Genomic DNA, 11641 nt, shown 5'->3' on the forward strand with positions numbered 1-11641 from the left:
ACAAAAAGGGGCTAGAAATCTTCGGGCGCCAGCAGTGTGACGCCGCTTTTGCGGGCGGCAGCCATCTGGGCGGCATCGAATGTGGCAAGTGGCAGGCGCAGCGACTGCGCCAGCCACAGATAGGCGGCGTCGTAGGTGGGCAAGCCCGTGTCCAGCGCCACATCCAGCACGGCTTTGTGCTGGGCGGGCGCCAACTCGTGCAGCTCCACGCGGTGGCGAATGGCTTCCAGCACGCCCCACAGGCCTTCGACAGACCCATGCGGAATGCGGCCATTATTCACACCCGAGGCGATCAGATTGCCGCATTCCCACTGCCAGAGGTTGGGGGCTTGCGGATCGACCTCATCGCGGCGGATGCGGGTGTACAGGCGCTCGGTGTGGCGGCTGGCATGCTCGGGCAGCAGCCAGGCGGCGGTGACAGAGGCATCCAGAATGAAAGCACTCATGCCACGCTCCGCCCAGTCTGGCGCAGAGGGGCAGCTTCATCCGCCGCCGTGGCTGGGCGGATGGAGCGCTGCAGCGCCTGGATCTGCTCCAGCTCGCGAGCGATCTGCTCATCGGTGATCACCGGCTTGCGCCGCACCGGCAGCATGCGCACCACTTCCTTGCCGTGGCGCGTGATGCGCACTTCCTCGCCCTGCTCGACCAGTTCGATCAAGGCAGAGAAACGGGTCTTGGCTTCGTAGATGCCGACGGATTGCATAAGGTGGTTGCGCAAAAAGAAAAATCTGGCCTGACGTTGGAGTCAGACCAGATTTTAGCATTCAGACCAGAATTTGCAATCTAGTCAGATTAGGCAGAACTCAGTCCGCGCGGTAGTTCGGCGCTTCCTTGGTGATCTGCACATCATGCACATGGGATTCACGGATGCCGGCGGCCGTGATTTCCACGAACTCGGCGCGTTCGTTCATCTCGGCAATCGTGGCGCAACCGCAGTAGCCCATGGAGGCGCGCACGCCGCCGGCCATCTGGTAGACGATGGAGACCATGGAGCCCTTGTAAGGGACGCGGCCTTCAATGCCCTCGGGCACCAGCTTGTCGGCATTGGGGTTGCCGGTGGAAGATTCCTGGAAGTAGCGGTCGGCCGAGCCTTGCTGCATGGCACCGATCGAGCCCATGCCACGGTAGCTCTTGTACGAGCGGCCCTGGTACAGGATCACTTCGCCCGGAGCCTCTTCGGTACCGGCGAACATGCCGCCCATCATGATGGTGGAGGCACCAGCAGCCAGGGCCTTGGCGATGTCACCCGAGAAACGGATACCACCGTCACCGATCAGCGGCACGCCCGTGCCCTTCAGGGCCTGTGCCACGTTGTCGATGGCCATGATCTGAGGCACGCCCACACCTGCCACGATACGGGTGGTGCAGATGGAGCCTGGGCCGATACCGACCTTCACGCCATCGGCACCGGCTTCCACCAGTGCCAGCGCAGCCGCGCCGGTGGCGATATTGCCGCCGATCACGTCCACCTGCGGGTAGTGCTGCTTGACCCAGCGCACGCGGTCGATCACGCCCTTGGAGTGGCCGTGTGCCGTGTCCACCACCAGCGCATCCACACCGGCCTTGACCAGCAGTTCCACACGCTCTTCGGTGCCAGCACCCACGCCCACGGCAGCGGCCACGCGCAGGCGGCCGGCGGAGTCACGCGCCGCATTGGGGAAGGTGGTCTGCTTGTTGATGTCCTTGACCGTGATCAGGCCCTTGAGCTCAAATGCATCGTTCACCACCAGGATACGTTCGAGCTTGTGCTTGTTCAGCAGCGCCTTGGCCTGTGCCGGGGTGGTGCCGTCTTTTTCATTGACGGTGATGAGCTTCTCACGCGGCGTCATGATCTCGCGGACCTTGACGTCGTAGCGCGTCTCGAAGCGCACATCGCGGCTGGTCACAATGCCGACCACCTTGCCGCCGTCGCACACGGGGAAACCGGAGATACCGCGCTCTTCCGACAGCTGCAGCACTTGCAGCACGGTGTGATCGGGGGTGATCACCACGGGATCGTGCACCACACCGGATTCGTGGCGCTTGACCTTGGACACTTCGGCGGCTTGCTGCTCGGCCGTCATGTTCTTGTGGATCACGCCAATGCCGCCTTCCTGGGCAATGGCAATCGCCAGACGCGCTTCTGTCACAGTGTCCATCGCGGCCGAAACCAGGGGCAGGTTCAGCGTGATGTTGCGCGTGAATTGGGTGGAGAGGGAAACGTCCTTGGGCAGGACTTCAGAGAATGCGGGAACCAGCAGAACGTCGTCGAACGTCAGTGCTTTACCGAGAAGGCGCATGTGAAAGCTCCAAAAGAAAGATTGTACCTGCCCTTCGATTCCCTTTGCCACCGGATGGCCCCAGTCCCCATGCATGGCACACCCTGAACTGCCCTGCCCGCCGCACCCGTGGCCGACTTCTGCTAGTGCGGCGCAGCGTCCCTTGCGACACGGCGCGCCCACAAGAGCTATGCCAGAACAACCACCATGCGCCCGGCCCGATGCGACACCACATCGGGACCTGGGAACGCACCGTTCTGAAGTTGAGGGGACGACCAAGAAATCGCGGGAGGACGTACCCCCCGCCTACAAGAATCAGACACGGCGCGCACCTGGCGCACAGCCCTCAAGCGATCAGTAGCCTGCCTTGCTGTTCGCCCGGCGCTTGGCAAACAGCCCGGAGCGGCGCGCGCCTTGCTGGGCAAAGCGTTCGCGGCGCGCCACCTTGGGATCTACTGTCAAGGGGCGGTACAGCTCCACCCTGTCCCCGGGATGCAGCAAAGTGGCGGCATCGCACACCCGCCCCCAGATGCCACAGGCCTGCCCTTCCTGCCAGGCCAGGCTAGCCGCCTGCAGGGCATCGGCCACGGTGGCGGGCGCCGGCAGTTGCAGGCAGTGCTCCTGCACTTCACCCGGCACGGGCGAATGGCACACCCACACCTCCAGCTCTGCCGGGTGGGCGGCTGCTTCAGATGGGGCATGCTCAGCCATACACGGCTTCGGCACGCTTGATGAAGGCATCCACCATGGAGTTGGCGATGCGGTCGAACACCGGCCCGACCAACGCCGCCAGCGGCGCGGAGTCAAAACCGTAGTCCAGTTGCAGCTCGACCTTGCAAGCGCGCTGGCTGCCATCACCTACGGGGTGGAAGATCCAGCGCCCTTCCAGCCGCGAGAACGGCCCCTTGACCAGCCGCATGCCCACGCTGTGGCCTGCTTCGTGTGTGTTGCGGGTGATGAAGGACTTCTTGAGTCCGCCCAGGGACATACCCACCTCGGCCGTCATGCCCGTGGCGTCCTGCTCCAGCACCTGGGTGTGGGAGCACCATGGCAAAAACTCCGGATAGCGCGCCACATCGGTAACGAGGGCGTACATTTCAGCAGGGCTGTACCAGATCAGGACGGATTTGTGGACGTTTTTCATCAGAGCGCTGCAGGGCCCCTGCGCCCACCGGGAATGATTTCCCTGGCGGCACGACAGACCGTGCGAAACTAGAATTGCATCTTGCGGCAAAGCGCCCATTGTAGAGAGAGCCCTGCTGGCACGGGGCGCACCGTATCAAAGACCCATGGCAACGAAAAAAACCGAAACACCCTCGCGCATTGCAGACAACAAGAAAGCGGCTTTCAATTACTTCTTCGAAGAGCGCTACGAAGCCGGCGTGGTGCTGCACGGCTGGGAGGTCAAGGCCCTGCGCGAAGGCAAGGTGCAGCTGACCGATGGCTACGTCCTCATCAAGGAGGGCGAGATGTTCCTGCTGGGCTGCCAGATCAACCCGCTCAAGACCGCCTCCACCCACGTCAACCCCGACGCCGCGCGCATCAAGAAGCTGCTGCTCAAGAAGAACGACATCGAGCGCCTGACGACCAAGGTCGAACAAAAAGGCTACACCCTGGTGCCCATCAACCTGCACTGGAAGAACGGCTTCGTGAAGTGCGACATCGCACTGGCCAAGGGCAAGGCCGAGCACGACAAGCGCGATGTCATCAAGGACCGCGAAGGCAAGCGCGAGGTCGAACGCGCACTGAAAAGCCGCAACCGCTAAGGCGCACACTCACCCTGCCATAGGCCGCCTTGCGCGGCCTTTTTTACGCCCGCGCGACAACGCGGCCGTACATGGCGCAGCGGGCTGCCCACGCAGCATCGGGCATGGTCCAACTGCTGCTGGTGGCTGCGCAGCACCCAGCACCCCATCGGGCAGAAAAAAGCCGCACCTGGGTGCGGCCTCGGTCTGCGGCGCGGCGGCGCCTAAAGCGCCTGCCGTGCCGGCTTACGCGTCTTTCAGCATGGCCAGCGGGTGGGAATGTGCCGGCCAGGGACTGACAAAGAAGGCGCGCCACAACTCCTCGCTCACCTCCTCAATGCGTGGCGGGTTCCATTGCGGGTTGTGGTCCTTGTCCACAGCCAGTGCACGCACGCCCTCCACGGTCTCGCTCTGGCCAGGGCGCAGATAGAAGCAGTGGCGCACCATGTCGCGCTCCATGCGCAGATCGCTGGCCACATCCATGCCGCGCGCGCGGCGGATCTGCTCCAGCACCACATGCAGCATCAGGGGCGAACGCTTGCGCAGCGCCGCCGCCGTGCTTTGGGCCCATTCGCTGCCATCGGCTTCCAGCGTGTCGATGATGGCCTGCACCGTGGGCAGGGCAAACACACGGTCGATATCGGCCGTGCTGCGCACCGTGCCCGGTGCCTGCGTCTGCGTGCGTGCCTGTGCAAAAGCCTGCACCGCCTGCCCGTCGGCAAAGGACTGGGTGGCCAGCGCCTCCCACAGCGCACCCTGCTCTGCCGTGGGCAGATAGGCATCGGCCAGCTTGAACGCGATGGCATCGGCCGCGGTGATGGTGTCACCGGTCAACGCCAGCCACTCCCCCACATGACCGGGACAGCGCGCCAGGAAGTAGCCGCCGCCGACATCGGGGAACAGACCGATGACGGTCTCGGGCATGGCCATCTTGGTCTTCTCGGTCACGATGCGCAGGCTGGCCCCCTGGCTGATGCCCATGCCGCCGCCCATGACGATGCCATCCATGAAGGCGATGTAGGGCTTGGGGTAGTTGAAGATCAGGTGGTTGAGGGCGTATTCCTCGGTGAAGAAATCCTCCAGCTCGGGGTTGCCCGTGCTGCCTGCCGCATGCAGAAAGCGGATGTCCCCGCCCGCGCAGAAGTGGCCGAACACGCCTTCCTTGTGGCTGCCGCGGATCGCCACGGCCAGCACCTTGTCGTCGTGCTGCCAGGCCAGCAGCTGGGCCAGCAGCGCACGCACCATGCCCAGCGACAGGGCGTTGATGGCCTTGGGGCGGTTCAGGGTGATAAAGCCGACCTGGCCACGCACTTCGGCCAGAACGTCTGCGGTTGTCTCTGTCATGGGGGAAATCTCTCCGTAGGGGTTCGCGGATCCGGCGCACACCACACGCTCTGCGGCTGCGCCCGGTCAAACCGGCACGATAACCGAGGATGGTGCCGATTTCTGTCCCCCGCGCGCACCACCGCCAGCGTATTGCGCGATCTGGCCCTGCGGCGGCAGCTATTGCAACCGCAATGCCCAAAGAAAAAGGCCGCACAGGGCGGCCTTTGCTTGCAACAGCTGCCGAAGCAGCCGCTGGCTTACGCGTTTTCGCGCGAAGCACGCTTGCGGTCGTGCTCCTTCAGGTGGCGCTTGCGCACGCGCAGACTGGTGGGGGTGATTTCCAGCAGCTCGTCGTCTTCGATGAATTCCACGCCGTATTCCAGCGACAGCTCGATGGGAGGCGTGATCTTGATCGCGTCTTCCTTGCCGCTCACGCGGAAGTTGGTCAGCTGCTTGGTACGGGTGGCGTTCACCACCAGATCGTTGTCACGGCTGTGGATACCAACGATCATGCCTTCGTACACGGGGTCGTTGGGCTTGACGAACATGCGGCCACGGTCGTCCAGCTTGCCCAGGGCGTAGGTGAAGATTTCACCGTCGTCCATGGAGATCAGCACGCCGTTCTTGCGGCCGCCGATGTCGCCCTTATGGGGTTCGTAGCTGTCGAAGATGTTGGCGATCAGGCCGGAACCACGGGTCAGGTTCAGGAATTCGTTGGTGAAACCGATCAGGCCACGGGCCGGGATGCGGTATTCCAGACGGACGCGACCGCGGCCATCGGGTTCCATGTTCACCAGCTCGCCCTTGCGCTCGCCCAGGGCCTGCATCACGCCGCCTTGGTGACCTTCTTCGATGTCGGCCGTCACCAGCTCGATAGGCTCGTGGCGGACACCGTCAATCATCTGCATCACCACGCGGGGCTTGGACACAGCCAGCTCATAGCCTTCGCGGCGCATTTCTTCCAGCAGAATGGTCAGGTGCAGTTCACCACGGCCCGAGACTTCAAAGATACCGTCTTCGTCGGTTTCCTTGACGCGCAGCGCCACGTTGGAACGCAGTTCCTTTTGCAGGCGGTCCCAGATCTGGCGGCTGGTCACGAACTTGCCTTCACGACCTGCCAGAGGCGAGGTGTTCACGCAGAAGTTCATGGTCAGCGTGGGCTCGTCAATCTTCAGCATCGGCAGAGGCTGGGGATTGGCGGGATCGGTGATGGTTTCGCCGATACCGATGTTTTCGATACCGCTGATCAGCACGATGTCCGAAGGACCGGCTTCGGTCACTTGCACGCGATCGATACCCTGGAACTGGTGGATCTGGTTGATCTTGCCGTTGTAGGGCTTGCCTTCCGGACCGGCCATGACCGTCACGCTCTGGTTCACCTTCAGCGTACCTTGGGTGATGCGGCCCACGCCGATACGGCCCACGAACGTGGAGTAGTCCAGCGCCGAGATCTGCATCTGCAGGGGTGCCGAAGCATCGCCTTGCACCGAAGGCACGTGCTCCAGAATGGTGTCGAACAGGGCCGACATGTCGGTACCCCATTGCGCGCCGGGCTCGCCCTCTTCCTTCGAAGACCAGCCGTTGATGCCCGAGGCATACACCACGGGGAAGTCCAGCTGTTCATCGGTAGCGCCCAGCTTGTCGAACAGGTCGAACGCAGCGTTGACGACCTTGTCGGGGTTGGCACCCGGCTTGTCCACCTTGTTCACGACCACGATGGGGCGCAGGCCCAGGGCCAGCGCCTTCTTGGTCACGAAACGCGTCTGGGGCATGGGGCCTTCCTGCGCATCGATCAGCAGCACCACGCCGTCCACCATGGACAGGGCACGTTCCACTTCGCCACCGAAGTCCGCGTGACCGGGGGTGTCGAGAATGTTGATGTGGGTGTCCTTCCAGGACACGGCGCAGTTCTTGGCCAGAATCGTGATGCCACGTTCACGTTCGATGGCGTGGTTGTCCATCACCGTGTCCACGACTTTTTCGTGTTCGGCAAAGGTACCGGATTGGCGCAGCAGCTGGTCAACCATGGTGGTCTTGCCATGGTCAACGTGCGCGATGATGGCGATGTTGCGGATTTGTTTGCTCATAAAGTTTCCAAACTGCCGCGCTCTGTGTGCAGCGGCGTGCCTTCCAAAATCTGTTGAATTTCCAGGGGACTGAGCAGGCGGTCAGGAATCAGCTCCCCGCTTGTGACATGCCCCACACCCAACAGGGCACGGGGTTGGTCTCCATACACCGCCACGGCACTGGCATCGGGCCAGTCGCCACGGCGGCGCAAGCCGGACAGGAAACGTCCGGCATCTTGCTCGCCCAATGTGACAGGCACATGGGCATGCAGCAATGTGTCCGCAGGCAGCACATGCTGCATGCGTTCGGCCTCCGGCATATCGATCAGCGCCTGCAGCGTCACGCAGCGTGCAAGATCGATGCCACCGGTATCGGTACGGCGCAGCGCGCGCAGGTGCGCACCACAGCCCAGGGCCTCACCTACATCCTCGGCCAGCGTACGGATGTACGTGCCCTTGCTGCAGGTCACCACCATTTCAATGGCCGGCTGGCCGTCCTCGTCCTGCGTCAGCGCCAGCTTCAGTGCGTGGATCGTGACCGCGCGCGCCGGGCGCTCGATCTCCACACCCGCACGGGCGTACTCATACAAGGCCTTGCCGTCTTTCTTCAGGGCGCTGTACATCGGCGGCACCTGCTGGATGTCGCCGCTGAACTGTGCCTGCACGGCCGCCAGACGCTCGGGCGTGATGGACGCCAGGTCCACCGCACGCTCGCGCAGCACCGCGCCCTCGGCATCGGCCGTGGTCGTAGTCTGCCCCAGGCGGGCAATGGCGGTATAGGTCTTGGGTGCTTCCAGCTGCAGCTGGCTGAACTTGGTGGCCGCACCAAAGCACAGCGGTAGCACGCCACTGGCCAGGGGGTCCAGGGTTCCGGTATGGCCGGCCTTTTCCGCGCGCAACAACCACTTCACCTTCTGCAAAGCGTCATTGCTGGAAAGGCCCAGCGGCTTGTCAAGCAGCAACACCCCATGCACAGGGCGCCGCTGCACCCGTGTGCGAGGGGCGTTCATATGCTCAGCCTTCTTCAGGTCCGCGCGACGCCACAGCCTTGGCAATCAAGGCGTTCATGTCGGCCGCACGCTCGGTGGTGCGGTCGAAATGGAAGTGCAGCGTGGGCACGGTATGGATGTGCAGGCGCTTGAACAGGCCGTTGCGCAGAAAGCCTGCGGCCTGGTTCAGTGCCATTTCGGTTTGTTCAGGATCACCCACCAGCAGGCTGAAGTAGACCTTGGCGTGGGCATAGTCGGGAGTCACCTCCACGCTTTGCAGCGTGACCATGCCAACGCGCGGGTCCTTCAACTCGCGGGCGATCAGCTCCGACAGATCGCGCTGGATCTGGTCGGAGACTTTGAAGCTGCGATTGGGCGCAGCGGACTTCTTGCGTGTTGCCATCGGTGATTACAGCGTACGCGCGATTTCCTTGATCTCGAACACTTCGAGCATGTCGTTCTCACGAATGTCGTTGTAGTTCTTGAGCTTGATACCGCACTCGAAGCCTTCCTTGACTTCCTTGACGTCGTCCTTCATACGGCGCAGCGACTCGATCTCGCCCGTGTAGATGACCACGTTGTCGCGCAGCAGACGGAAGTGTGCATTGCGGGTGACGTGACCTTGCGTGATGTACGAGCCGGCAATGGTGCCGATCTTCGTTGCCACGAACACGGTGCGGATCTCGGCCATACCGATGATCTCTTCGCGCTTCTCGGGGGCCAGCATGCCCGACATGGCCGACTTCACTTCATCCACGGCGTCGTAGATGATGTTGTAGTAGCGGATGTCCACGTCGTTGCCTTCGGCCGTCTTGCGGGCCTGAGCGTCTGCACGCACGTTGAAACCGATGATGATGGCCTTGGAAGCCAGCGCCAGGTTGACGTCGGATTCCGAGATACCGCCCACGCCCGAGTACACCAGCTGGACCTTGATTTCCTCGGTCGACAGCTTGAGCAGCGAGGCAGCCAGTGCTTCCTGCGAACCCTGCATGTCGGCCTTGATGATGATGGGCAGCGTCTGCACATCGCCAGCGGACATTTCGGCGAACATGTTTTCCAGCTTGGCGGCTTGTTGCTTGGCCAGCTTGGTATTGCGGAACTTGCCAGCGCGGTAGGTGGCGATTTCACGGGCACGGCGTTCATCGCTCAGCACCATGAAGTCATCACCGGCCATGGGCACTTCGTTCAGACCCTGGATTTCGACCGGAATCGACGGACCGGCTTCCTTGGTCTGCTTGCCGTCTTCGTCCAGCATGGCACGCACGCGGCCATAGGTCTGGCCTGCCAGCACGATGTCGCCCACCTTCAGCGTACCGGACTGCACCAGCACGGTGGCCACGGTACCGCGGCCCTTGTCCAGCTGGGCTTCGATCACGAGACCCTTGGCAGCGGCGTCCACAGGCGCCTTCAGTTCCAGCACTTCGGCCTGCAGCAGCACCTGCTCCAGCAGCTCGTCGATGCCCTGGCCGGTCTTGGACGACACGGACACGAAAGGCGAGTCACCACCGTACTCTTCGGGCAGCACCTCTTCCACCACCAGCTCCTGCTTGACGCGGTCGGGGTTGGCATCGGGCTTGTCCGACTTGGTGATGGCCACAACGATAGGAACACCAGCCGCCTTGGCGTGCTTGATGGCTTCCTTGGTCTGGGGCATCACGCCGTCGTCGGCAGCGGCCACCAGAATCACGATGTCGGTGGACTTGGCGCCGCGGGCACGCATGGCCGTGAAGGCCTCGTGACCCGGGGTGTCCAGGAAGGTGATCATGCCGCGTGGCGTCTGCACGTGGTAGGCACCGATGTGCTGGGTAATGCCACCGGCTTCGCCCGACGCCACCTTGGTGCGGCGGATGTAGTCCAGCAGCGAGGTCTTGCCGTGGTCCACGTGGCCCATGACGGTCACCACAGGAGCGCGGGAGATCATCTCGGCTTCGGAGTTGGACACTTCCTCGGCGGTGAACGCTTCCGGATCGTCCAGTGCAGCCACCTTGGCCACGTGGCCCATTTCTTCCACCACGATCATGGCGGTGTCCTGGTCCAGCGGCTGATTGATGGTGACCATCTGGCCCATCTTCATCAGCGACTTGATCACTTCGGAAGCCTTGATGGCCATCTTGTGCGCCAGTTCGGCCACAGTGATGGTTTCGGGCACCGAAATCTCCAGCTGGCGGAATTCCTGGCTCTGCTGCTGGTGCTGGTCGTTGCGGTCATTGCCGCGACGGCCACCACGCGGACCACCGCGCCAGTTCGAACGGCCCACGCCGCCCGAGCTGTCGCCACGGGTCTTGATTTCCTTCTTCTTGCCGTTGGCGTCATTGGCCCAGCTGGAGGACAGCTTGGCCGACTTGACTTCCTTGCCACCGCCATTGCGGTTGCCGGCACCCGCGTTGGCGGTCGCACCGCCGGCGGCAGGCTTGCCATCCTTGGCTGCAGGCGCGGCCTTCTTGGCGTCGGCCGTGGTTGCTGCAGGCTTCTTGGGCTCTTCCGGCTTCTTGGCGACCAGCACCTTCTTGGGCGCGGCCATCATGGCGCGGATGGCTTCAGCTTCTGCCAGGGCCTTGCGGCGGCGCTCGTCCAGATCCTTGGCACGTGCGGCTTCTTCCGCAGCGCGCTGGCGGGATTCCTCGTCGGCCTTGGCACGGGCTTCGGCCTGTGCCGAAACGCGGGCTTCCTGAGCGGCCACAGCTTCTGCAGCGGCTTCCTTCTTGGCTTCCTTTTCCTGGCGCACCTTGGCAGCTTCGGCTTCGGCATAGGCACGGGCGCGCTCTTCGGCTTCGCGCTCGCGGCGCACCAGCTCTTCGCGCTCTTCGCGTTCCTTGCGTTCGGTCACCAGTGCTTCTTCCTGCTTGCGCAGGTCTTCCACTTGCAGGCGTGCCTCTTCCTCACGGCGGGCCAGTTCGGCCGCAGGGCGTGCAGCCTGGGCGGCAGCTTCAGCCGGGGTTTCGTCGCGTTGGATGAAGGTGCGCTTCTTGCGCACTTCCACCTGAATGGTGCGGGCCTTGCCAGTGGCATCGGCCTGCTTGATCTCACTCGTCGATTTTTTGGTCAACGTAATCTTCTTGCGGTCAGCACCTTCCGCGCCATGGCTGGCCTTCAGGAAGCTGAGTAGTTTTTGCTTGTCCGATTCGGTCAAAGGATCTGCAGACGTGGCTTTGGCCACACCTGCGGACTTCAGTTGTTCGAGCAGGGTCTCGGGGGTTTTCTTGAGTTCGGCGGCAAACTCGGCGACTGTATTCAACGACATATTTCCTACTTACCTC

Annotated in this window: 11 protein-coding genes; 1 reads left to right on the plus strand and 10 read right to left on the minus strand. The window is 63.0% G+C overall.

Annotation, left to right across the window (positions count from 1 at the left end; translation table 11 throughout):
• Positions 1–11: 11 nt before the first annotated feature.
• From QM470_RS06440 to QM470_RS06460, 5 genes are all read right to left on the minus strand, one after another.
• Entirely contained in the window at positions 12–446 is a 435-nt protein-coding gene (locus tag QM470_RS06440) for a type II toxin-antitoxin system VapC family toxin (RefSeq protein WP_192333074.1), read from the minus strand.
• Positions 443–703: a type II toxin-antitoxin system Phd/YefM family antitoxin gene (locus QM470_RS06445; protein WP_066534965.1), complete on the minus strand. Its 261-nt coding sequence runs from the start codon at positions 701–703 to the stop codon at positions 443–445. The genes QM470_RS06440 and QM470_RS06445 overlap by 4 nt, the downstream gene beginning before the upstream one ends.
• A 100-nt stretch (positions 704–803) precedes the next feature.
• Positions 804–2279: an IMP dehydrogenase gene (gene guaB, locus QM470_RS06450; protein ID WP_283338615.1), complete on the minus strand. Its 1476-nt coding sequence runs from the start codon at positions 2277–2279 to the stop codon at positions 804–806.
• Positions 2280–2612: 333 nt separating this feature from the next.
• Complete coding sequence (locus tag QM470_RS06455) at positions 2613–2969, minus strand: RnfH family protein (protein WP_283338616.1); 357 nt, start codon at positions 2967–2969, stop codon at positions 2613–2615.
• Positions 2962–3402, minus strand: a complete 441-nt coding sequence (locus QM470_RS06460; RefSeq protein WP_279998479.1) for a type II toxin-antitoxin system RatA family toxin — start codon at positions 3400–3402, stop codon at positions 2962–2964. Before QM470_RS06460 ends, QM470_RS06455 begins: the two co-directional genes overlap by 8 nt.
• 145 nt (positions 3403–3547) lie before the next feature.
• Here QM470_RS06460 and smpB point away from each other — a divergent pair, with 145 nt between their 5' ends.
• The gene (gene smpB / locus QM470_RS06465; RefSeq protein WP_066534976.1) at positions 3548–4024 is read left to right on the plus strand and encodes an SsrA-binding protein SmpB; all 477 of its coding nucleotides are present in this window, start codon (positions 3548–3550) and stop codon (positions 4022–4024) included.
• Between the two features lie 225 nt (positions 4025–4249).
• On the opposite strand, the gene QM470_RS06470 is transcribed toward smpB, so the two are convergent.
• The 5 genes from QM470_RS06470 to infB form a co-directional block, all read right to left on the minus strand.
• Entirely contained in the window at positions 4250–5347 is a 1098-nt protein-coding gene (locus QM470_RS06470; RefSeq protein ID WP_283338617.1) for an enoyl-CoA hydratase/isomerase family protein, read from the minus strand.
• Between the two features lie 239 nt (positions 5348–5586).
• Positions 5587–7416, minus strand: a complete 1830-nt coding sequence (gene typA, locus QM470_RS06475; RefSeq protein WP_066534982.1) for a translational GTPase TypA — start codon at positions 7414–7416, stop codon at positions 5587–5589.
• Complete coding sequence (gene truB, locus QM470_RS06480) at positions 7413–8405, minus strand: tRNA pseudouridine(55) synthase TruB (protein ID WP_283338618.1); 993 nt, start codon at positions 8403–8405, stop codon at positions 7413–7415. The genes typA and truB overlap by 4 nt, the downstream gene beginning before the upstream one ends.
• Positions 8406–8409: 4 nt before the next feature.
• Entirely contained in the window at positions 8410–8787 is a 378-nt protein-coding gene (gene rbfA, locus QM470_RS06485; protein WP_066534991.1) for a 30S ribosome-binding factor RbfA, read from the minus strand.
• Positions 8788–8793: 6 nt separating this feature from the next.
• Positions 8794–11625: a translation initiation factor IF-2 gene (gene infB, locus QM470_RS06490; RefSeq protein ID WP_283338619.1), complete on the minus strand. Its 2832-nt coding sequence runs from the start codon at positions 11623–11625 to the stop codon at positions 8794–8796.
• Positions 11626–11641: the final 16 nt, after the last annotated feature.

Origin of the sequence: Comamonas sp. 17RB, from assembly GCF_030056555.1 — a bacterium.
Lineage (GTDB): Bacteria > Pseudomonadota > Gammaproteobacteria > Burkholderiales > Burkholderiaceae_C > Comamonas > Comamonas terrigena.